The sequence below is a fragment of the Dyadobacter sp. SG02 genome, from assembly GCF_900109045.1.
Classification (GTDB): Bacteria; Bacteroidota; Bacteroidia; order Cytophagales; family Spirosomataceae; genus Dyadobacter.
On sequence record NZ_FNYL01000012.1, the window covers coordinates 34813 to 58368 of the forward strand.

21 protein-coding genes are annotated in these 23556 nt (G+C 46.4%); 15 read left to right on the forward strand and 6 right to left on the reverse strand.

Annotated features, from left to right (window positions below; all coding sequences use genetic code 11):
- Positions 1 to 10 precede the first annotated feature (10 nt).
- Positions 11 to 3289 carry a SusC/RagA family TonB-linked outer membrane protein gene (locus tag BMW93_RS24980; RefSeq protein ID WP_090382811.1) on the reverse strand — a complete coding sequence of 1093 codons (3279 nt, stop codon included), beginning with the start codon at positions 3287 to 3289 and terminating at the stop codon, positions 11 to 13.
- A 489-nt stretch (positions 3290 to 3778) separates the two neighbouring features.
- On the opposite strand from BMW93_RS24980, the gene BMW93_RS36335 reads away from it, so the two are divergent.
- Positions 3779 to 4012, forward strand: coding sequence for a helix-turn-helix transcriptional regulator (locus BMW93_RS36335; RefSeq protein WP_090382813.1), 234 nt, complete (start codon positions 3779 to 3781; stop codon positions 4010 to 4012).
- Between the two features lie 111 nt (positions 4013 to 4123).
- Positions 4124 to 5059: a hypothetical protein gene (locus BMW93_RS24990; protein WP_090382816.1), complete on the forward strand. Its 936-nt coding sequence runs from the start codon at positions 4124 to 4126 to the stop codon at positions 5057 to 5059.
- 78 nt (positions 5060 to 5137) lie between these two features.
- Here the strand turns inward: BMW93_RS24990 and BMW93_RS24995 are convergent, their stop codons facing one another.
- Positions 5138 to 5926, reverse strand: a complete 789-nt coding sequence (locus BMW93_RS24995; RefSeq protein WP_090382818.1) for a DUF6602 domain-containing protein — start codon at positions 5924 to 5926, stop codon at positions 5138 to 5140.
- A gap of 338 nt (positions 5927 to 6264) precedes the next feature.
- Here BMW93_RS24995 and BMW93_RS25000 point away from each other — a divergent pair, with 338 nt between their 5' ends.
- From BMW93_RS25000 to BMW93_RS25060, 13 genes are all read left to right on the forward strand, one after another.
- Complete coding sequence (locus BMW93_RS25000; RefSeq protein ID WP_090382820.1) at positions 6265 to 6774, forward strand: hypothetical protein; 510 nt, start codon at positions 6265 to 6267, stop codon at positions 6772 to 6774.
- Positions 6775 to 6869: 95 nt separating this feature from the next.
- Positions 6870 to 7193 carry a DUF4134 domain-containing protein gene (locus tag BMW93_RS25005; protein WP_090382823.1) on the forward strand — a complete coding sequence of 108 codons (324 nt, stop codon included), beginning with the start codon at positions 6870 to 6872 and terminating at the stop codon, positions 7191 to 7193.
- 47 nt (positions 7194 to 7240) lie between these two features.
- Positions 7241 to 7582, forward strand: coding sequence for a DUF4133 domain-containing protein (locus BMW93_RS25010; RefSeq protein ID WP_090382824.1), 342 nt, complete (start codon positions 7241 to 7243; stop codon positions 7580 to 7582).
- The gene (locus tag BMW93_RS25015; protein WP_090382826.1) at positions 7563 to 10025 is read left to right on the forward strand and encodes a TraG family conjugative transposon ATPase; all 2463 of its coding nucleotides are present in this window, start codon (positions 7563 to 7565) and stop codon (positions 10023 to 10025) included. The genes BMW93_RS25010 and BMW93_RS25015 overlap by 20 nt, the downstream gene beginning before the upstream one ends.
- Positions 10026 to 10037: 12 nt before the next feature.
- Positions 10038 to 10715, forward strand: coding sequence for a conjugal transfer protein TraI (locus BMW93_RS25020; protein ID WP_090382828.1), 678 nt, complete (start codon positions 10038 to 10040; stop codon positions 10713 to 10715).
- Between the two features lie 6 nt (positions 10716 to 10721).
- Positions 10722 to 11369, forward strand: a complete 648-nt coding sequence (locus tag BMW93_RS25025) for a hypothetical protein (RefSeq protein WP_090382830.1) — start codon at positions 10722 to 10724, stop codon at positions 11367 to 11369.
- A gap of 8 nt (positions 11370 to 11377) precedes the next feature.
- The gene (locus tag BMW93_RS25030) at positions 11378 to 12007 is read left to right on the forward strand and encodes a hypothetical protein (RefSeq protein ID WP_090382833.1); all 630 of its coding nucleotides are present in this window, start codon (positions 11378 to 11380) and stop codon (positions 12005 to 12007) included.
- A 5-nt stretch (positions 12008 to 12012) separates the two neighbouring features.
- Positions 12013 to 13119 (forward strand): conjugative transposon protein TraJ, encoded by a 1107-nt coding sequence (traJ, locus tag BMW93_RS25035; RefSeq protein ID WP_229240787.1) that lies wholly within the window; start codon positions 12013 to 12015, stop codon positions 13117 to 13119.
- Between the two features lie 5 nt (positions 13120 to 13124).
- Positions 13125 to 13742 (forward strand): conjugative transposon protein TraK, encoded by a 618-nt coding sequence (gene traK, locus BMW93_RS25040; RefSeq protein ID WP_090382838.1) that lies wholly within the window; start codon positions 13125 to 13127, stop codon positions 13740 to 13742.
- Between the two features lie 6 nt (positions 13743 to 13748).
- On the forward strand, positions 13749 to 14162 hold the full coding sequence (locus BMW93_RS25045; RefSeq protein WP_090382840.1) for a hypothetical protein: 414 nt from the start codon (positions 13749 to 13751) through the stop codon (positions 14160 to 14162).
- The gene (traM, locus tag BMW93_RS25050; protein ID WP_090382843.1) at positions 14137 to 15474 is read left to right on the forward strand and encodes a conjugative transposon protein TraM; all 1338 of its coding nucleotides are present in this window, start codon (positions 14137 to 14139) and stop codon (positions 15472 to 15474) included. Before BMW93_RS25045 ends, traM begins: the two co-directional genes overlap by 26 nt.
- A gap of 43 nt (positions 15475 to 15517) precedes the next feature.
- Complete coding sequence (gene traN / locus BMW93_RS25055) at positions 15518 to 16291, forward strand: conjugative transposon protein TraN (protein ID WP_177194193.1); 774 nt, start codon at positions 15518 to 15520, stop codon at positions 16289 to 16291.
- A gap of 29 nt (positions 16292 to 16320) precedes the next feature.
- On the forward strand, positions 16321 to 17085 hold the full coding sequence (locus BMW93_RS25060; protein WP_090382848.1) for a hypothetical protein: 765 nt from the start codon (positions 16321 to 16323) through the stop codon (positions 17083 to 17085).
- A gap of 424 nt (positions 17086 to 17509) precedes the next feature.
- On the opposite strand, the gene BMW93_RS25070 is transcribed toward BMW93_RS25060, so the two are convergent.
- From BMW93_RS25070 to BMW93_RS25085, 4 genes are all read right to left on the reverse strand, one after another.
- A complete protein-coding gene (locus tag BMW93_RS25070) occupies positions 17510 to 19354 on the reverse strand; it encodes a UvrD-helicase domain-containing protein (protein WP_090382853.1) in 1845 nt (614 codons plus the stop codon).
- Positions 19341 to 21341 carry an ATP-dependent endonuclease gene (locus BMW93_RS25075; protein ID WP_090382855.1) on the reverse strand — a complete coding sequence of 667 codons (2001 nt, stop codon included), beginning with the start codon at positions 21339 to 21341 and terminating at the stop codon, positions 19341 to 19343. The genes BMW93_RS25070 and BMW93_RS25075 overlap by 14 nt, the downstream gene beginning before the upstream one ends.
- A 435-nt stretch (positions 21342 to 21776) precedes the next feature.
- Positions 21777 to 22973: a DNA polymerase III subunit beta gene (locus tag BMW93_RS25080; protein WP_090382858.1), complete on the reverse strand. Its 1197-nt coding sequence runs from the start codon at positions 22971 to 22973 to the stop codon at positions 21777 to 21779.
- 46 nt (positions 22974 to 23019) lie between these two features.
- On the reverse strand, positions 23020 to 23553 hold the full coding sequence (locus tag BMW93_RS25085) for a hypothetical protein (RefSeq protein WP_090382860.1): 534 nt from the start codon (positions 23551 to 23553) through the stop codon (positions 23020 to 23022).
- Between the last annotated feature and the right edge of the window lie 3 nt (positions 23554 to 23556).

Consider the following 23556-nt stretch of genomic DNA (forward strand, 5'->3'; position numbering starts at 1 on the left):
CGATGACACATTAAAAGCTGGTTCTAAAACCTAGCGATATGGATGAAGGTGGTAAAAGCTGATGCCGCGAGGTAAGACTGACATAGTCCGGGTCAAGCCCCTGTTGGTTGGCACGCCAAACGACTCCCAAATTGGTCGCATACAAGTACAATTGCGCCGCCTTCAGACGCTTTAAAATCGATCCCAGATCAAATGCAACCCTTATATCCTGCAAGCGTACGTGGTCCCCTTTCTCGACCAGCACGGAAGAATACTGGTAAAATGTATTACGCTGGGCATTCGACGGGTAGATCAAAGCAGGAACGCTTGTGGCACTTTCATCACCGGGGGTCTGCCACCGGTCATTGTAATCTTGGTGCGCCTTTCCAGCCAAGACATCCGCATAATTCAGACCAATCGAAGTTCTGCGAAAAACGTAACCTAATTTGTAAGTAAGATTAACGGATAAGGACCAGGGGCCAAGGGTGAAGTCATTTCGGATTGACCCGAACCAGGTGGGTACTCCTGAGCCTTTGTAATCGAGGCTGTCAGGTTGAAAATTGGAAATGATCTTCGCATATTCTTTACTTTTCTCGCCATTCAGATTACCCAAAGGGTCTCCATTCGGATCGATTCCATTCCACTTGTATCCATAAATAGCATACAACGGCTTTCCCTTCACTCCTATCCTACCCTCGCCTTGCCCCTGAATACTTGTTGCTGTCAGGCTTACATCAAAGCGGTCCACCCGATCAGCAATATGACTTATTAGCCAGGTCGTCTGCCAACGTAGTTTGCCACGCAGGTTATCAGTACGCAGCGTGAAGTCAAACCCTCTCGTCGTGGTTGCGGCCGAATTTCCATACATCGCCCGAAATCCCGCCGAGGGAGGCAAGCTCAAATTTTGAACAAGATCAGCGCCCTTTTTTAGATAAAACTCAAGACTCCCGCTGAAGCGATCTGACCTACTAGCAAAATCAACAGCAAGATTCATCGTGCGAACAGTCTCCCATTGCAGGTTCGGGTTGGGAGCAAGCAGCGCGTTGATGGTTGGCAATCCCGTCAAACCGCTGTTTACATAAGTCCCGGTAACATAAACTGACCCCTGATAGACATTTCCCGACGATCCGTACGATCCACGGATTTTGAGATAAGGCATCCAAGACGCGGCGTAAAACCTTTCTTCCGACAACTCCCACGCCGCCCCGATCGACCACAGCGGGGTCACTTTATCATTCGTCCTGGCACCAAAAATGTTGGCGCCGTCGCGCCTTGCACTTGCAGAAAGAACATATCTTGTCTTGTACGAGTAGGACCCGTTCAAATAGTAGGAAATAAATCTGTTCATAAAGCCCTGCATGGCTCCCTCCGGCACCGGGATCAAGGCCATTCCGGACGGCTGGGTCGGCAAAGCCTTGGAAAAGTCAAGGTTATTCGCGCTGACTCCCGTCAATGGGTCGTATCCATACGAAGTCCTGTCAAAACCGGTCGTTTTCAGCTGACGCACCTCAGCACCTGCCAATAAATTAATCCCGTGAAAACCTACTGATTTGTCAAGGTTAAATTGTAAACGACCATTGTGCGAAACATAAACTGCCTCATTTAACCTTAACACGCCCCCCAACGGAACTTGGTAGGACAGGCTGCTGTCCGGGTTAATGATTGTAAACCGGTTTACCAAATCCCTGCTATAATAGGACTCAGCAGTATTCAAGAGCTGAGCGCTTATATTTTGCCGCTCAAAAGCGTATTGGGCCTGAACCCGAAGCCATTTTGTCAGTGAATAGCTCAACGAAGACTTTATGAGAAGGTCAGTGGTCTTGCTTTTTTTGCTGCCGATTGCTGCCTCTTGCAAAGGACGGTACTCCCAATCCTGAAATCCTGCGTCCAGGGCACGGGTTTTAAACCCAGAATCAAAATCTTTGACGATCTCTAGTGGGTTTCCGAGCGCATCGGCGAGCTGGGTATACGGATAAAGGTCTGAGTACTTCCCGCCTGGCATTATCGATCCATACTGATTTTGGTGGTTCTGCTCCCGAACTGTAACATCACTGTAATGTAGTCCGAAGTTTAAATCCAGGCCGGTAACAGGCGTAACAGAATTTTCGGTAGTTAGCGTAATCCGGTTATCCCCATTACCGATCACGGCATGCCGGTTATAATCGTAGCCTGCGGAAACCCTGTAAGTTGATCTGGCGGCGCCCCCGCTGAGCGAGAGCGCATATTGCTGGCGGGCCTGCTTTTGATATACCCACCGCTGAAAATCACGCCTCACATCTGAATTGGATAATGTTGCGAGCTGTTGCTGCGCCGATTCCGGCGTAATCTCGCCTGACCTCTCGGCAGCTAGTATTGATACCGCGGGAGATATGACAGGGCGATTAGCCATACCTGCAATGTCGGTATCAAAATAGCCCCGGCTATAAAGCTGCCGCTCGACGTCGATATAGCTGGCCGCATCCAGATAATTGGCATCCGCAAATAGGTCCGGTTTTCCGACAAATCCCAGGTTTGCCGTCAGTTCGGCTTTTATCGGTTGGCTGCGGTTTCCTTTCTTTGTTACTATCACAATTACGCCATTGCCGGCACGCGCGCCCCAAATCGAGGCTGCGGCAGCGTCCCTGAGAATGGTCATCGATTCAACATCGTTGGGATTGATACTGGCCAGGCTCCCCTCGAACGGAAAGTTGTCGACAACAATCAAGGGATCACGACTGACCATCGTTGACGCAGCCAGCGTACTTTCCCCCCGGATGCGGATTCCCAGATTTCGGGACAACGGGTTAGACCCGGTCGGGTTCACGGGTTGCCCCTGAAATGCAAGTCCGGATACATTTCCCACCAACCGGTCGAGCAGGTTGGTGGACACCGACCGGTTAATCAGCGCATTGTCAACTTGTATAAAGGAGCCTGTCGCCCGTTCCTTGGGAATAGTCTGATAGCCGGTAACAGCCAGTTCGTTTAGCATGGATGCGTCCGGATACATTGTCAGAACCAATCGTGCAGTTTGTGGCAGTAAGAGCAGCGTATCGATCGAACGGTATCCAATATATGACACAACTAATCGGGCAGAATCCGCGGTTACCTGCAAATCAAATTTCCCTTGCTCGTTTGTGGTGGCGCCCAGGCCAGATGCTTTGATCTGCACATTTGCGCCGGGCAGAGCTGCTCCGGTAGCGCGGACCTGTCCTTCAATCCTGAAAGTTTGCTGCGCAATGGACTCAGCTCGAAAAAAAATGATAAAAAACGGTGTCAGAAGGAAGACGATGCGTAGGCATAGTCCTCCCCTAGGGCAATAAAGTAGATTCATTGCTTAATGAATTAAGGAGTGATACAAAAAGTGAGAAATACAGGCCAAAAAAGCCAGCAAACTCTTACTCAGGATTTCTGATAATCAGCCGATAAATGAAGGAGCAGTGCATAAGCAGAAATTGGGATTAATCCTTGCTGTCACGGAACTGAACAAACTACTATGTCACTCGGTGAGTTTGAATCCTACCCTATTTCCGAAAAAGGGCGTGGAATCAAACCTAAAAGTAATCGGGGCCCTAGGAAGCCTTTGCACAGATAAGTTTGCCCACGCCCGGGTCGTGAGCTAATCTACTTATCATCCCGTGCATATCAAAATTTCCTAGGTTTCGATTACGAGATTAAAAGCGATATCTTCTAATATTCTGAAGTGTCGCATACGTTCGAGCTCCAGTAAACTGGGCTCGCACGTATGCGACAAATATAACAATTTAATAAAACATAGCCATAGCTATGTATAAAATTTATTCCGCATGTATTCTTTCGCTAAATGGCGGAACTTACTGAATTAGAACAATACGTAATCGATCGAGTGAAAGCTCGAAGGGCAGAACTCGGAATTTCTCAGAAGGAGTTATCACATCTTTTAAACGCATCAGAGGGATGGGTAGGACTTGTTGAAAGTACCAGAACGGATGACAAATACAGCCTTCGACGATTAAATGATCTAGCGAAAGTCTTAAATTGTTCTCCGAAGGATTTTTTACCAGAGAATCCGCTGTAGCTATTTCCTTCTCCAGTCAAACAATTCCTATTTTCTGTCTTCATGCACCTCGTTTATATATCGATGAACATCGCGTTTTCTTAAACCGATTGTATAATCCTCAACTTTATCATGGATGAGTCTAAGAATCTCTGCGCATACATCGACCTTCTGGGGTTTGCAAATCACGTACAAAATGACAGAGAAGCCGCATTACGCCTTTTAGCGGACTATCAAAACATCCTGCATGTGTCGCACTTTGAAACGAATCTAGGGGGGAACGGCATAAGCAGTTTTAATTATTTCATCCCTTTTAGTGACTCGATATTTTTCTATTCAAGTAGCCCTTCGCTGTTTATTCAGCAACTAGCTAATTTTGTATATTCATCTTTTGGCCTCTCTTCTGATGAATACGCCAACCCTTTGGACTCTACCAAGCCCGAGCAAGTTACCATGATTGATTTTTCAGTTAGGGAAGGAAAAGTCATTACAACGACCCATCTTGAAAATTGGCAGCCCCTATTACTTGGCGGAGGGATTGGCTATGTCACCTTAAATAATGTTGCTTCAATCTATGAGGGGAGATTAACGACAACACCGATACTTGTGGGACGGGCTGTTGTCGATGCAGTGCGGCTAGAAGGCTCAGGTTTAAAAGGGCCACGCATACTCTTGAACGATGAGTTATTTCGAGATCTTGATGACAACACAAAATTAATTGTAAACAAGGTTCCCGAAAAGGCTGGCTATTTCGAAGTGAATTGGACAGCTGTGAGATATTTAGATTATCTAGTCGATAGAAGTTTTCAAGACCTCGACGAACGTCTTATAGGAATAATGTTGCTAAATGATTTCAATATGAATATGCTTGTGAGGGCGGCAAACCTTTGGAGGGCTTACAAAAATAAGGAAATATCCACTCACTATTTTTCATTCGTGAAGTTGATTGTAAGAGGTGCCTTACATTTTTTCCGGGAGAGCCCACACCAAAAATATGTACGCGCAGAGATCAAATGTTATGTTGACCAGCTCAAACTCGAATACACTTTTGAAGACATCGAATTGTAACCAAGGCGTACCGAGGGTGCTTCTAAGGGTAAATTTCGACTACCCATAAATCCCCCACTACCCGAGAAGCAGGTGTCGCTACATGTAAAAAAGTTCGATAGCAAATCCAGTATTGAACTTTCTACCGTCCTTCCGCAGAGTTGGTAGCGTCGACACACTGCCTTCCCGAGATGCAATGCGAGCGAAAACCATTTCGTATATGCTTTGGTAAAATATCTCCAGAGAACTGATGGCTTCGTCGGTGCTATCTACATAATTATATGATTTATATCCCATCATATCCCGGTCAAAACATACGTAAGACTTTTTCAAGCAATATGATGAATCTATACCCACTATCACATCTGGAAGTAAATGAAATGTATCATGATCGAATTCCTGATAATCTCCCGGATGTTCGAAACTTCTAAAGTATGTAATTAATTTACTGACCTCTGGAGCGTCGTAAATGAAAAGATACTTCGTAACCTGAGGATCGACCTGTTCCGATACCGAGTAAAAGTATTTGATAACATCATGAAATGCCTTTTCACCACTGACTGTCGTCTTCACTTCTACAATTGCCAAGACGGCTTCGGAGGGTATAACGACTATGTCGTTGATTCTATAAAATGGAGCGTACAAATGACTATCGTAGACGATAATATCTATTTGCCTTGAAAGTTCTCCGCCGCTGCCAACAACAAAACCCTGTTCCACTGAGATGCCTTTGGGTAAAAAGGTCGATAAGAACTTCCGTAAAATTTCTTCTGTCAAAAGCCCGATTGTTGGGTTATGTCTTTTTATGAATACTCTCACTTGTGAGAGCTGGTTCAGTAATTCAGCCGCCTTCAGCTGATAATATGCAGTATAATTTACTTCAGACATTGGAAGAATTGTTAGCTCTTGGATAAATTAAATGTAGCTCTAAGTTTCGAGTTCCCAAAAGGCTTTCATTAGTTATCCCTGAGTTAGTTGCATTCATGGCTATTGACATAAGTGTACTAAGTAACAACAGACGTTTCGACTCACAAGTCGTTGCTGTTGAGTTCGACTCTCCGTGGATAACCGAATGAGGCCTCCCAACTAAAGGTTGCAAAAGGGTTGCAACAAAAGTTGTACTTTTTTGCAACCCCAAACGGCCAGTTACTTTGTAGCACAACATCGGCAGAAAGGCACTAGCAAGCTCCCGATGGCAAGCATTATCATCACAAATAACTGACGTCATGATCATCGAGCATCCCTGGAAAACCTATGCAATTGTTGCGGTACTGTCTGCGCTGGTCTATTACTCATTTCTGGGCTGGCGATTCTTCTTGCCTGACATCAAAGCGTGGATGAAAAAGCGGAAGCAACCGACTTCCCGGCAAAGCATAGCAAGTGCTACTTTGATCCCAGCTGAATCCGAGCGCTTGGACGAAGAGCGTATACCGTTTTTAGAATCAAGCCAGTCGGTAGGCGACGAGCCACCAATCTGGCAAAACGAGGAAATGTTCGAAAAAGCTCAAGGCCTCATGGCTCACCTGGCTTCTGAAATCAAGGAAGCGCACCAAAAGAGTTACAGCAAGCAGGACCTGCTTCTAATGCTGCAAATGATCTTAAAAGACTACATAGTGCTCCAAGGCACTGCATTTCAGACGGCGGTTAACAATTATATCGAGACTGAATGTGCAAGATACGGCTCCATACACTTTAGCGAGGGTGAGACAATTGAGGTTTGGAGAAAGGTGGTGTGATGGAAGCCCGCCCCAACGCATGGCCCTTCCGTAGCAGCGGAAGGTGCCTGCAAAGGGGCTACATGAGAATGTTCAACTAAAACGGATAGAGGAGTATGAAAACGAGGAGAAAGAATCCAAGGGTATGGTATGCCCTTACGTTGACAATTGCCGGATTGATCGGATCAGTCAAGGCATGGGCGCAGGACGGTGCAGCGGGAATTCAGGAGGCCGATTCGCAGGTTAGATCTTATTTCGAGCCAGGTACTAACCTGATGTATGCAATCGGCGCAGTGCTTGGGCTGGTAGGCGCAGTGAAAGTTTTTCAAAAATGGAATGCGGGCGATCAGGATACAGGAAAGGTGGCCGCGGCTTGGTTTGGCAGCTGTATCTTTTTAGTCGTAGTGGCTACTGTTCTTCAGTCATTTTTCGGCCTGTAAACATCGGACGTATAAAGAATACGGTTACTGCTTAATTATTAATTGTTATGCCTAAAACAAGCTACCCGATCAACAAAGGAATCAATCGCAGCATCGTCTTTCGAGGCTTGAAGGGACAGTACATCTGGTATATGGGTGGGGCGATGTTCGGAGTCATGATTCTTTATGCAATCATGTATGTCTGCGGGGTAAATACCTATATCAGCCTTTTACTTACAGTAGTCCTGGCAGCGGCAGGGATGACGGGAGTTTATCATTTAAGCCAGACATACGGAGAGCACGGCCTAATCAAAGCTATGGCCGCAAGGCAACTGCCCAAACTGGTCAAGTCGACTTCGAGAGCAAAATTCATCAAACCAGGTATCAATAATGGAAAGAATGCTAGATGATATCCTCCCTGTGCTGGATATAGAGCACGATCTGATCCTTTCGAAGGAAGGGGACGTCACGATGGCATTTCAAGTTGAGCTGCCCGAAATCTTCACCCTGTCGGAAGTGCAGTACGAAGCTTTCCACCAGGCCTGGGTAAAGGCAATAAAAGTGCTGCCATCGAGAACCGCACTTCAAAAACAGGATTGGTTGTTGGTAAAGCGCTTTGATCCTACCGGTTTGGGTAACAGCAGTTTTTTAAGTCAAAGCAGTGACCGTTTCTTTACGCACCGACCTTACCTGGAACATCAGTGTTACCTGATGCTGACAAAGTCGCCAGACGAAAGGAAGGTTTCAAGCTCGCTGGTTTCAAATCTTGTCAAGCCTACCATTGTTCCCCGGCAGACGCTCCAAAAGACCGCGCTCGACGAATTCCTGGACAGTTGTGGACAATTTAAGCGTATTATGGAAGACAGCGGCCTGGCCAAACTCAGACAACTAAAGGACGACGAGCTACTCAGCAAGTCTCGAAAAGCCGGTATTGTCGAACAATATGCTTTTCTCGTTACGGAAAAAGATCAGCGGATTTTGCGAGACTACATTTTCAAAAACGGTGTTCAGGTCGGTGACCGGCATTGCAGCCTTTTTGCCTTGGCGGATGCCGCTGACTTGCCATCCCAATGCGCGACCCAAACAACCTACGAGCGCTATTCGACGGACAGAACCAAGTTTAACATTGGCTTTGCAAGCCTGCTCGGCGAAATGCTGCATTGCAACCACATTTACAATCAATTCGTGTTTGTAGGCGACACGGATAAAACACTCAAAAGACTCGAAAGTAAGCGGCTGCGACTGCAATCCTTGTCGCTGTACGCGAGAGAAAATAGCCTGGCGCTCGATGCGACCAATGATTTTCTCAATGAAGCAATACGCGAACAGCGCCTGCCAGTAAAAGCCCATTTCAATGTGCTGGCCTGGACTGAAGACGTCTCAGCGGTCAAGGAACTTAAAAGCATGGTCTCATCGGCACTGGCCCAAATGGATACATCCGCAAAACTGGAGACCTCCGGCGCCCCCCAGATTTTCTGGGCGGGCATCCCGGGAAATGCTGGCGACTTCCCGATGAACGATACCTTCGATACGTTCGCAGAACAGGCCGTTTGCTTCTTTAATATGGAAGCCCCCTATCGATCATCAAACGGCAAGTTCGGTGTACGGCTTGGGGATCGTTTGACCGGAAAGCCGGTATTAGTCGATATTTCTGACGAGCCGATCAAAAAGGGGATCTGTACAAATCGTAACAAGTTTATTCTGGGTCCATCGGGTAGTGGGAAGAGCTTTTTCACAAACCATATGGTAAGAAGTTATTACGAATCAGGGGCACACATCGTGCTTGTTGATGTCGGGCATAGCTACAAAGGACTCTGCGAAATGGTATCCGGGTATTATTTTACATATCATGAGAAAAACCCGATCAAATTCAATCCCTTCTATGTTTCTGACGGAGATGTGCTCGACACAGAAAAAAAGGAAAGCATTAAAACACTGTTACTTGCGCTATGGAAGAAGGATGATGAGACTTTTAAGCGCTCCGAATACGTCGCACTTTCCAATGCTCTGACGCTCTATTATCAAAAGGTAGACTCCCAAAGCTTATTTCCATGCTTTGATACGTTCTACGAGTTTCTGACAATCGATTTCGCGGCTGTACTTAAATCGGACCAGGTGAAGGATCAAGATTTCGACATGGGAAATTTCCTTTACGTCCTAAGGCCTTACTACCGGGGCGGGGAGTTTGACTATTTGTTAAATGCCCATGAGAACATTGATCTTCTGCAAGAGCGGTTCATTGTTTTCGAACTGGACAATATCAAGGATCACCCAATCCTGTTTCCGATCGTAACGATCATTATTATGGAGGTCTTTATCTCCAAAATGAGAAAGCTATCGGGAATCCGAAAAGTTATCCTTATAGAAGAAGCCTGGAAGGCCATTGCCAAGGAGGGCATGGCAGAGTACATCAAATACCTTTTTAAAACTGTCCGAAAGTTCTTCGGTGAAGCGATTGTGGTGACCCAGGAGGTGGAGGACATCATTTCTTCTCCTATCGTCAAACAGGCTATTATCAATAACTCGGATTGTAAAATACTACTGGATCAGTCAAAATACCAGAACAAGTTCGACCAGATCCAGGAGCTGCTTGGACTTACAGAAAAGGAGAAGTCCTTGGTTCTATCGGTGAACAAAGCGAACGATCCGCTGCTGCGGTATAAGGAAGTATTCATCAGCCTGGGAGGCACGCTTTCGAAGGTTTACCGGACTGAAGTGAGCCCAGAGGAATATCTCACTTATACGACCGAGCAAACAGAGAAGCTAAAAGTATCAGAGTATGCGGCCCGCTTTGGGGGTATCGAGCAGGGAATCCAGGCGCTTGCTGATGAAATGCGATCCAGAAACAAATAAGCGAAGAAAGCTATGGTGAGAAAAATTGTAATTCTATTACTCCTGGTCGTCGCCACAGCAACCCCAGTCAAGCAGGCTGAGGCGGCCATTCCCTGGGCAGAGATTATTAAGCAGGCTATCAAACGAGTTGTCCGCGCAATGGACCTGCTGGTTCAAAGGAGACAAAACCGGCAAATAAGGCTTCAAAATGCCCAAAAGGCCCTTGAAAATGCAATGGCCAAATTAAAACTCGACGAAATTGAGGAGTGGGTAAAAAAGCAGCGTGATCTATATAGGGAATACTACCAGGAGCTCAAAAAGGTAAAAGCCGTAGTAGCATACTATTTCCGAATAAAAGCCATCGCTGACAAGCAAGCCGCTATTGTCAAACAGTATCAGACCGCTTGGGCGCTATTTCGCAACGACAAACATTTTAGCTCGCAAGAACTCGCTCATATGGAAAAAATCTATAAGGGCATGCTTGGAGAGGCAGTAAAATCGGTCGAGCTGCTCGAACTCGTTGTCAAGTCCTTCACGCTTGAAATGACAGACGTAAAACGCCTTGAAATTATCGAGCGAGCTGCAAGCGCCACCGAACAGACTTACGATGCGCTCATTTCATTCAATCAGGAAAACAAGCTTCTAAGTCTTTCAAGGGCGAGAAATGAGTTTGATGCTAAGGTTGTCAAGTCACTATACGGTTTAGATTGAAATATCATGAAAAAGAAATGCGTACTTCTTACTTTTTTTCTGCTTTTCGCGCTAGGTGAAAGTCGCGCACAGCTTTTCAAAGAATGGTTTCGGCAGAACAGAACGCAGCGCCAGTATCTAAAGGAACAGATTGTGCAGCTAAAGCTCTACCTGGAACTGACCAAGAAAGGCTACAAGATTGCGAAGGCGGGCCTTAATACAATCCATCAAATCAAAAATTGTGAGTTCAAGTTGCACAAAAACCGGTTCGATAGCCTGTTGGTTGTCAAATCGGGAATAACTTCCTTATCACGTCTGCAACACATTTCGGACCTGCACGGATCGGTTAATGAAATTTATGAGGAGCTGCCACGGGACATCGAAGCGTGTCAGGGGTTAAGCCCTGCTCAAAAGAGACAGTTCAATGACGTGTTGACCGAGTTCTACGACGATAGCCAGGTACTTGTTTACGGCTTTTTTGCAGTCGTCCGGGATGGACAGCTATCGATGACTGACGACGAAAGAATCAAAAGAATCGAACATTTCTATGTAGAGTTTGAAAAGAACTACATGTTCGCCCAAGACCTTCGCAGGCAGATTGGATTGGTCTGCGAGCTAGTCAAAAGAGAAATCCAAGACCTGGAGAACTGTCGAAAATTACACGGACCAAACTAACAAAACTTATGAGACGGATAGTGTTCATCTTGTTGCTGCTTTTGGCAGCACCCAGCTACTCGTATGCGCAGACGCAGGAGGTTACCCAATTAATCCTGAACCTTGAAAAGCTGCGAGAGCTTCGAAAAATATTGCAAGAGCTTAAAAAGGGTTACGAAATCCTTTTCGAAGGCTACACCAAGATCCGAGACATTGCCCGCGGTAACTTCAAATTGCACGAAGCATTTTTAGACGCACTGCTTCAGGCCAGCCCGGGCGTAAAAAGCTACGGACGTATAAAGGACATCGTTGAGATGCAACTGGCGCTTCTTCGCGAGAGTAGGCAAACCATGAACTTACTGGGCTCGTCGGGACAATTCAGCACTGACGAGCTTGAATATCTGGCCAAAGTCTATGACGAGCTAATTGCAGGTAGTATCAAAAATCTGGACGCACTTACTGACATTCTTACCGCAAAAAAACTAAGAGCATCCGACGACGAGCGCCTCTCTATGATTGATGCGCTCTACGAAGAAATGTCAAGCAAATTGGTTTTCCTCAGACATTTCAACAGCAACAACAGCCTTCTTGCCGCTCAGCGAAAGGATGAAGCAGCTTCCAACGAGACGGCGAAAGGCATTTACGGCATCACTCCCTGAAGGTCATGATGATTAAAGTATTGAAACCATTCGCCATGTCGTTGCTTACGATTTTATTGTCTGTCAGCACCGGATATGGTCAAGGATACGAGGCTCAAATTCGGGGGCTGAACGGGGTACTTGACGAGCTATATTCCGAAATGCTCCCGCTTTGCGAAAAACTTATCAGCGTTGGCCGCGGAATTGCAGCATTCGCCGCCATTTTCTACATCGGGCACCGTATCTGGCGTCACTTGGCGAATGCAGAGCCGGTCGATTTCTACCCTTTGTTACGCCCTTTTGTACTGGGTTTCGCAATCCTGATTTTCCCGTCAGTGATTAGTTTGATCAACGGGGTGCTCTCCCCTGCTGTTCGTGGGACATCAGGTATGGTAAAAGATTCGGATGCTGCAATCACCCTGCTGTTGAAAAAGAAGGAGGATGCCATTAAAAGTTCGCAATTCTGGGAAATGTATGTGGGTGATGACAGCAAGGGCAACCGCGAAAAGTGGCTGAAATACATGTATGGCGACAGCTATTCAGAGGGGTTCACGGACGGGATAGCCAACGACATTAAATTTTACATGGCAAAGCAGTCCTATAACTTCCGTAACTCGATCAAGGCTGCACTTAGTGAGGTGTTACGGGTTGTCTTTGAAGCTGCAGCGCTGTGTATCAATACTATTCGTACTTTTCATTTGATCGTGCTGGCCGTGATCGGGCCACTGGCTTTTGGAATTTCTGTTTTTGATGGATTTCAGCACACGTTGACAGCATGGGTTGCCCGGTATATCAACATCTATTTATGGCTGCCGGTTGCAAATATCTTCGGCGCTATTATTGGCAAGATCCAGGAAAAAATGATTGCCATGGATATCCGGCAAATTGAAGGCTCGGGAGATACGTTTTTCAACGCTCACGACATGGCTTACCTGATTTTTCTGATTATCGGCATCGTTGGATACTTCGCTGTCCCCTCTGTCGCCGGCTACATTATTCATGCTGGCGGGCCGAACGGGCTACTTCATAAGACAACCAGCATCTTCGGCAGCACCGTCAGCTCAGCTGGTCGTATCGCGACACCGTCTTACCCGGTCTTTGGCGGCCGGGCCTCCAATAGCTCAAAATCATAATCACCATGTTCACAAAAACGAAAGACATAGATCGAGCATTCAGACATATCAGAGCATTTTCGATAGTCATTATTATTTCGAGCGCCTTTGTCGCCGCGACCGCGATCTACCTCGGACTTAGTGCGGCCAGTGACTCTCGCCAGAAAATCTACATTCTGGCAAGCGGCAAGGTTTTGGAAGCTTACGCGTCTGAACGCAAAGACAATATCTCCGTCGAAGCAAAAGACCATGTCGCTACCTTTCACAGACTATTTTTCACATTGGCACCTGATGATAAAGTCATAACCGCCAACATTTCAAAGGCACTTTACCTGGCTGATGCCACTGCTAAAAAACAGTATGAGGATCTACGGGAATCAGGCTTTTTCACCGGCGTCATTTCAGGTAACGTTTCCCAAGATATCCAGATCGATAGTATCCACATTGAGCTGGGGGCTCACCCCTACTTCTTCCAATGCAAGGCCGTCCAGCGTATTGTCCGGCCAACCTCGGTAGTCTCGCGAAGTTTGGTTACAGAGGGATACCTGCGTTCGGTGTCGCGAAGCGATAACAATCCCCATGGATTCTTGATCGAGCGGTGGCAGACGACTGAAAACAAAGACATTCAAATTCAAAGCAGATAAGCATTTATGTTCTATCAATTCAAACCAGAAAGGGATGCATCAAGGAGCAGGGCACGACAAGGTCGAGGTATGCCAAGCTCCCCGGTTTTCCTTAAAAAGGCTACAGAGGAAATTCGAGCATTCGCTCAGCGCCATCCAGGCATAGCTAAATTGATTTCAGTGCTCACACTTGCTGTGATCGGTGCTGTTCTAGCGGGCATGTTGTTCTATCAGGGCATTTTCAATGCGCAGCCAACGGTTTTTCGGATCGACCTGAATAACACCATCTTGCGAGACAGGATCACAAGTTCTCAGGGCGTCGCACGGCAGCACGCTTTGGATCTCTACCTGGACAGCCTCGACAATGCAATTTCCGCAGACAGTATTAGAAATTTAGAACCAAAAAAATCCAACGATGATGCAGACGCTCAATTACACTGACGAGTATCTAAGGCGAAGAAAATTCTACCTTTTCCTTCCCGTTCTCGCACTTCCGTTCCTGACTTTTATCTACTGGGTGTTAATCGTACAAAATCTTAAATCGGAGCAAGTTACCATAGGCAGCTCGGGTTTACAGCTGAGCCTCCCGGGTGCCTCGCTTAAAGACGAACGCACGATGGATAAATGGCAATATTACCGGAAAGCGGACCAGGATTCGGCCCTCAGAATGCAGCAGATCAAACGCGACCCATACCGTAACGCCGACTATCTGACAGCTCCCTCAGACACGCTATTCTCGCAGCTAAGAGGCTTAGACGGCCCAAGCAAGCAAAAGAAGGGACGGTTCTCTACTTCCCATAGTCCACCAGGCCAATCGAATCACGAGGTGCAAGTGCAAGAAAAACTACGAAACCTGGAAAAAGCATTAACAGCCACACATCCAGCTAAAAATGATGGAGCCGGCAGAAGTTTTGCTCCTGTCGAAAACCCAGTCGCGCAAGATGAGATCACCAAACTAGAAGCGCTGTTAAAGTCAAGCGAATCATCAACCCATGTAGATGAGGTTGATCCTGAGCTTGCACAACTCAATGGCATGCTTGACAAGATTCTTGCAATTCAAAACCCAAATCAGAATGCCCAGCTGCCTGCCTCAGAGCAAGCAAATCCACCCGGCCCGGTACTCGCTGTCACCACATCGGGTAAAGGTAACCTGATCTCTTTGCTCTCGGAAGTACCGCCCCAGGATTCCATCGGCCCGACACCTGTCGTTTCTGATATTGGCTTTTTTGGACTGGAAGATGAAGATCAGAAACCTGAGAAGGATGGCATCATAGCTGTTATCGAAAAAACACAACAGCTTGTTTCCGGAGCGACGGTGCAGCTCAGATTAACGCGCCAGGTCCATGTCGATGGACATGCCATACCGCAGAACAGTTTTATTTATGGAGTTGCATCCTTATCGGGCGAACGTCTCAAAATCAAGATCAGTACGGTCAACTGGTCAGAGAAAATATTGCCAGTGAACCTGGGTGTGTACGATTTGGACGGCATTGAGGGCATTTACATCCCGGGCACAATTTCACGGTCTGTCACAAAACAGGCCATAGGCAGCCAGATTCAAGGAGCCGATTTCGACGTGGGCGGAGTCTCGCTCGGAGCACAAGCGGCCAACGCAGGCATGCAGATCAGCAGAACCTTGCTAGGCCGAAAAACCCGACTTACCCAAGTCACGCTCCAGGAGGGATACAAAGTTATCCTGCGGGACGACAGCAATTCACCCACTCAAAATCAATCCGGCCATGACAATCAATAGGAAGTACCATCGACCATTATATTCACTTATAATTGCGCTGCTATTGACTCAAATAGCAACTGCCCAGCCAATTCAAATTTTCGCCATTGACTCGCACCCTGTTGAAATAAGTGCTGAACGTACCGTTTCTCTCAGTTTTCCGTTCGCAATCACGTCGGTGGATAGAGGGAGTTCACAAATTCTTGCTCAGAAAGCCAAGGGCACGCAAAATGTGCTGTTATTGAAGGCTGCCCAAAAGGATATCAAGCCGACAAGTTTGATCGTAATTACTTCCGATGGAGCGATCCACAACTTCGAGGTCAGTTATCTGGACCAACCAAGGTCGTTAAATGTGTCGTCAAATACAGGGTCTGCCCACAGCATTCACAGCGAGGAGGGCATAGACGAAAGTCTAATTAGCGAGGCTGTTGAACATGCTAGGCAGCATCCGTCAAACCTTCAAAAACGGTCAAGCAACGGACAGGTTTCCGCAAGCCTGGAAGGAAATTTCATCAAGGAGCAAGCAATGCTTTTCAGACTCCTACTCACAAATGAGTCCGCAATCGACTACGATGTCGAAAGCATCAGGATGTTTGTCGTGGACCGAAAACAGGTAAAGCGGACTGCGTCACAACTGGATGAGGTTTTGCCTTTGAAAATTTCCGAGCACTTAGATCAAATCAAGGCGTCAGGGCAGAAATCGTTGGTGATCGCGCTGCCTAAAATGACACTACCAAAAGGCAAACGATTCTGCATAGAGATAACTGAAAAACGCGGTGCCAGGCGGCTACGAATCAGCTTAAACGCCAAACAGCTCAGGCGCGTGTCACTACTTTAATTCCAGCCAATCCAAAAACTAAAACGGTCATGAACGAGAAAAATCACGATTACCTGAAAGATCAATTGAAGTACACGGGCTTCGGAGAGGATGCTCAGTCCCAATTGCGGGACAACCTAATGAAAGCCCAAAACGAGTTCACCATCAAACAGTCAACTGCATATGGCAAGGATGAACTTTCCGTCTCGCTAAATTTTAAAAAATCAACGAATTCGGACTTGTACTTCTTCAACAACTACCGTGCTGAACTGCACAAGCCTGATGCAGAAGCGAGGATCAGCCAGACATTCTATATTAACAATGAGGGCAGAAACATCACTCAGAAAGAAGCTTACAATTTGCTGGACGGCCGGTCAGTAAACAAGGATTTGGTAAATAAGCACGGACAGATCCATAATGCGTGGATCAAGCTCGATTTCAAGGAGACGACGGCCGCTGGCAACTTCAAAATCCGCCAGTTCAGCCCTCAGTATGGCTTTGAGCTTGAAAAATCTCTGGAAAAGCTGCCAGTCAAGGAACTAGTCGATTCCAAGGAACGAGTAAAGCTGCTCGAATCGCTGGAACGCGGGAACAGGCAGTCTGTCACTTTCAAGGCTGAGGACGGCGATCAGAAGCGCTTTATTGAAGCTAATCCTCAATTCAAATCTATATCGGTCTACGACGACAAGCAACAGCGGATCCGTTCCTCGGAGGAAAAGAGTAATTCAAAACGACAACACGAGGGGACCAAAAACCAGTTATCCGAAAAGGAAGGCGAGAAAGATCAGAGCCAAAAACACCGCCAGAAAGCATAAAATACCTCATGCAGCTATCTAAACAAATAGAGTCCTTCCTTGATAAAGCACATTCAGATCCCAGAATAGGCACGACTCATATTGCGTTGTACCTATCAATCTTAAATATGTGGTACCAGAGCTCTGGAAGATTATATGTATACAATCGGCAGGTGATGCGGGTAGCGAAAATATCAAGCAGTTCGACCTACTCAAAATTACTCAGGGATCTGACCGAGGGCGGGTACGTGGCTTTCGAACCTTCTTATTATAAAAGGACTCCAAGCAACTTGAAGATTATCGATTTTGCAAGCTACTGACTAGTTGTACTTGTCAACTTAAATAGGAGCCAAGTACGATTAGCTGGTAGCAGGAATAGACCCGATCTAGCTGATCTATTATTTCGGCAGTTAACGATATGGTCTGCTGTTGCTGATTTTCTTGCCTATTTCTCGGATATCTCCACCAGGCCAGACGCTTCAAGTAAATCAACAATTTTCTTTATAGATGCTGACTTTTGCTTTCGGCTTGTCCCGTACTTATCAGGCCGCGAATGGGAAAAAGTAAATACAACCCTATTTTTTGCCCGAGAGAGCGCGACAAAAAATGTACAGTTATCTTCATCAGCTTGTTTTTGATAGTTCCAAAAGGCATCATCCTCCAGGCCAATGAATATCACGGTGTGATATTCCAGGCCCTTACTTTTATGGACGGTCATCACCGGAATCGTGTCGTGGCCAACGAGCCTGTCCAATGCCTTGATAATACCCTGCCCGGGCACTATTGAAGCCGTCAGTTCTTTGATAAATTCTGAAATTGTCAGGTAAAGGAATGCGTCGTTGGTATACACCGGATGGGCCGTTTTGATCCGGTCCCGGCCTGCGAACGCAATGAGCTCATCAACGATCGCGCCAAGGTCCGACCTCTTCAATTTCTGGTGGGATTCGCGGGTCTTTCTGGTGAACTTCTCAAAACTTGTTTCCAGCGAAAGCAGGTGTTGATCAGAGAGCTCTGTACGAACATTGGCAAGAAATGCCAGACAAATCTTTTTGGACTCAAACCGTTGTTTGTCGAAAATTACATAGAACCCATGGATGAGGTATTGAACCAAATCCTGAGCAATCAGATCCTGTAATTGGCTTTCGTCGCGCGCGTCCAGGCCATTTTCCTTAAAAAAGGTGATTAGTTTACCCACATATCTGTCGAGCCTGCCTTTTACTAAGATGCATATCTGTCTTTCCCGCAGGTCATCATTTTTCATCCACGCCTTCACCTGCCGTAACAAGGATTCCATCTCCGCTTTTTCGGATTGGTAACTCCAAAGAAAACACTCGCCATCCGTGGCGGGCTTACTCTTATCCGGTTTAGCAAAATCGGATTTATCTAGCAAATGTTCTGTCAAATAATTGAGTAGTGCGACCAGTCGTGGCGCGCAACGGAAATTCATCACCAACGACTTCTTTTCTGCGCTGAGCTCATCGAGAAAATCTTCAAAAACAGTCTCTTTGGCACCTGCCCATAACATGATCCGTTGTTTATCGTCCCCAACTGCGGTAACCTGAGCATCGCTTCCTAAAAAGCAACTTTTAAAGAATTCGTATTGAATCGAAGTTGCGTCCTGAAACTCGTCCAGGAAAACCTGGCTGTAAGTTTGTCGCAAAAACGATCTGACCGGCTCATTATGGGTAATAATATACTCGGCGAGCCGCATGATCATTTTAAAGGTAAGCCTGGATGGCCCCGCATCCAGCATTTGCCTCCAAGCCGCCTTACGGGCCTTGTCGTCTTGGGTGTTACCTCGCAAAGGGAAGGCAGAAACAGTATGAAAAGCGATTATCTGGTTGTCGGTAAATCTGCCTCGGTAATCGCTGTCAACGGCTTGGTAATAGGGTAATACCGAGCTATCGGCAAGCAAAACTTCATAGTCCTTTGATACCCTGATTTGCTCGGGAAGAAGGTTACGAAAACGGTCAAGCAATAGCTTGGCAAAAGTATCGAAGGTCATTGAATCGAACCGCAACGCCAGCTCGGGCTCGCACCTAAGGAGCACGCGCTCTTTGAGATTAAAGGCTGCGTCCTTTTTGAAGCTGATGGCCAGGACGCGACGCGGGTAGCGGCACTGGTTGGTTTCCAGTAAAAACGCTGCCTTTTGGGCAAGCAATTCAGTCTTACCAGCGCCAGGGCCAGCTACAACCAGAAAATTTCCTGGTTGTACGACAACCTCCATCGCCGCTTTTTCAAGCGCGAGACCATCTGCGGGCAACCAATTCTGTGCTTTAACCTTCCTCATCGGTAGCGATTTCCAAAAGCTCCTTTATCCTGTTAAAGACTTCTGTGAAGACGGGCGGGAGATTTTCTTTAATTTCCAGGTCTGTCATTAGGGACATTGCTTCGATATGGGTTGTGGGCTTTCCCCTCCCCAGGAAATGATAGTTATACCAGATCATCAATGCCTTTTGCTCATCGTTGTATTGGCCCCCTTCTGCTTTTTCAGACTTCAGGGTGGCTTTTACGGCAGCATCGACTTTTTCGTCGAACGCAATTTTACTCTTCTCAGGGTCAGGAATTTTAGCCCCCCCACCCTTAGGAATCGCCTTTTTATAAAACTGCTCGTAGCTGGTCAGCATCAAAAAATCAAGATCGAGCGGATACGAATAAAATACGTCATAGTCCTTGAGGTCATCTACCCAACTTTGCATGGATTCAATCGGCCCCGCAGACCAGGTGTGCATGGATTCGAGCATTTCGTCAGTCATAATGCTATTGTCACTTAACAGCAATAAATCGTCCGGGTCAAAACCATTCAAAATCAGTTGCCTGAGTGCATATTTAATTCTGCCCCAATCACCTCCTTCCCGCTCGAGATCAAAGTCCAACAAAGTCACATATGGAATATTGAGGGCTTCCAACAATTTCCAAATGTGATTCACGAAGCGGTGTCCAAGCGGCGCGAAAGTTATAATGTTGTCGTCAAAGTCAAGATCAAGAGCCTGCATCAGCCGATTAAAAATAACCTCTTCACTTTCGCCCTCACCAATGAGGACTACCTTGGCAAAGTACAGCTCCGGGTAGTTAATAACGGCTTGCCTGACAAATTTGTAGGCATCCGTTTTATCTTCTGGGAGCGTGATCTCACTAACCTTGGATTGATAGTTGGGCCTCATCCGGAAATGCCTGATTGATTCTGGCACAACCCGCTTAATGATGGCAGGTGTATGGGAAGAAAGAAGTACTTGAGAAGTACCCTTGACAGAAATCTTCTCCAGTATTTTGACGACCCGTCCTAACAGTTGCGGTGCGATATGATTTTCCGGCTCTTCGATAGCAAACAAGGTCAACAGCGGCCGATCCTTTCCAATTTCCTCCTCGTCCTGATTTGCTGCAAATTTTTCCTCTATATCCAGGAGCGAACACACAAGTGTCAGGTAAAACAAGGACCTGAGGCCATCTCCGAGCTCTTCAATCCTAAAATCACTTCTTGTGGCGCTCGGGCCGAAAGAGATTTCCAGCTTCTTTAGGATGGAATCGAAATCGGTCCCAGAAAAGACCACACTGGTTTGACGGTACCTTTCCTCGCGATGGAACTGTTGCCAGAAGTGATTGATGGAATTCTGGACAGTTTCAAATTCGGGCAATGCTTTAAACCCATTATTAATTTCCGCAACCTGATCCTTGAAAGTCTTCGTAAAATCCTCGCTCCATTTTATTTTACGAAGCACCCTGTATAACAGGCTCCCTGACGCGTACTTCAACTGTTCTGAAGGTCGCCGGATTGCGGGGACATATATAATTTGGATCAAACTGCGCAAATAATTGGGAAAGGTATGTTTGTCACCATCGCCAATCTCTTCACCTTCGGGAACCCTGACCGAGTAAAAGTTCACATCGATTTCGCCCTCGGGCTCAAGCATCGATTTTTTCCAGCTGGCTTCCAATCTAAGCCTGAGGTATAGTGTTTCGCCGGGGCTACCTGCCACCATCCCTGAAAAGAAGTGCGGTATGGCATCGGGATTATTGCCGAAATCAAAGCGGGCCTCCAAGGATAAAAATCGTTCATCTGTTTCCTCAGCCACCTCTTCTTTGAAATGATGAAAGTCCTTAGGCAGCAGCTCGCGCTCCAAGGAGGTGGAACCAAACATTTTCCTTAAAGCATCCATCGCCGAGGTCTTTCCAGAGCTATTTAACCCGATAAAAGCGGTTAGCTGCGGGCTCATTGTAATGCTGGTTTCTATTCCAAAGGACCTGAAGCCCTGAATCGTCAATTTTGACAGTCTCATAGTTACTATGAAAGAGGGTGTGTTGGGATTTTGAACATGAAGCTGACTTAGATTTCTAGTTGCCAAAAATCAGGAGAGACATTAAACAGTCACCCGTTTAAGCGAAGAGCTGGTTTTGTTGAAGTCTATTTCAGCGAAATCTTTTCTGCCCTTTTCCTGGACGTCAATATCCTTAGTCTCCAATATATTGGCCATATACTTTAGTTTTCGCTTCACATTTTCGATCAGTTCGGTCCACTTGATAACCCATACTTCGATTTTACCGCTTTCATTTCTGAAATAAAAGTATGGGTTGTCGTCATTCCTTTGATTTCCCTTGATCCGGAATTCAGCATCCTGATTAAATCTTATAACTCGTGGTCAATGCGGGTTATCTCATTATGGGCCCAACATTGTATTGAAGCTCTGGGTGTAAGACACGGCAACCCGGGTCTCCTAAACGAGGTCAGAGCCAGCGAATGGCATCACTAAAACAAGATTAGCATCCTCCTCAGGTGCATCTGCCTCTCTCACTACACCCGCCCGACTCAACGAAGACAATTCCAAGCGTATCTCGGAGGTGGTGAAAGATTCCACTGCATATTGAAGGCGGCTCAATGAAAAACTGATACTCAGCTCATTTCCGGAATAATTGGCCTGAATATATTCTCGCGCTTGTCTACTATTGTTTAAATCCTCAGCAAATATTTGGCACCCATTCTCAGACAATTGCAGGCGAACCCTTCTGTTACCGGTACTCGCAAATGGTTCAATTCGATTCAAAGCAAGCAGGAATGCGCTGCGGTTTACCACTAGCCGAGAGGGATTCTGTCGTGGAATCAGGTTCAAAAAAGTGGGATAATCCCCCTCAATCAGTTGACTTAGGATGGTAATTCCATTCGGTAGGCCGGTGAAGAGAATTGCAGATGAGCTAAAGGAAAGCGAGACAGAGTTTTCGCTGTTATCCTTATGAATACTCGATAGCGCTTTGGCAACCTTTGAAGAGAGTATCAATTGATACTTACCATTCTGCACAGGTCCGGGATCTTTACCTGAGAAGGCTATCTGACGAAGGCCCAGTGCTTGCGCGTCCGACGCACAAAGCCGTAGCTGTGACGAATCCAGTTCGAGCAAAACCCCTCCAAGTACCAGTCTGATGTCCTCAGTGGAGGTGAATGTTAAGACCTCCCTCAATGCGCGACAGAAGAAATCCGTTTTTACTTCGGCTTGCACAACGTGCGCCATTGCAAGTGGGATAGGCCAATCGTGGGGTTCCTGCCCCGGAAATGCGTATACCCCCGAATCAGCCTCAATGACCAGCTTGCGAGTTAGTGGGTCGATCAAGAGGGTCAAATTTTGATCCGCCAGCATCGATAAAAGCTTAAAAATCAAATCAAACTGAATGCATGTACTAATAACTCCACTGCTCTCGACAACTAGTGTGGTGATAGCCGTGTTAGCAGTATCGGAAGTTGTGATCGTAAGCGAGTCAACGGCAACATCAACCTTTATACACTGCAAGATTGGAAGATTACGATCTCGTCCCACGCAAAACGAAACGGCCTTCAACCTCTCAAAAAGCAGACGGGAAGAAAGAATAATTCTTACTGGATCAACCCGATCCAAAACGAGTACATCAGCTATTTTCTCCACAAGCTTAATTATGTTTTACTTAGAAATCGACTTCGGACGAAAATCATCATTGTTCGGTGGAAGGGAGTCCGTAGCCCCTTGATACATTCAAGTCCCTGATCGCACAATATATCTCAAAGAACCCCCGGCTGTTGACCACTGAGTCAATGACAATATTGAGAATAATTTCGGCATCCTCAATGTGTCCCATCCTACTATCTGCTCCACGGATCCCCCTCTCATTTTTCCGAAGCCCCCGTGTAAGAAAGCAATTCTTTTCTTCATAAATAAGCTCTCTGGACTTTTGAAAATCTGTACCCTTGGGTAGGTAGCCGCGCAATAATTTGTCTATCCCCTTATAATATACATCATACATTTTGGAAGGATCATGAACATTTTCCAACACAAAATTGCGTATCTCGTCCTTAGTAAACAGCTGCCCTTCGTTATCAATGGCCAGTTGTTGCCCTTTGACGCTATCTGCACGCATCAAAATCTCCAACCTTTCCTGCTCGTAGTCAGGATTTACATTTTTATCAAAATCCTCGTCAAATTTCGAAGGCAGCTTTTTCCCGCTCCCCGCTAATCCATTATCTTCCATAGA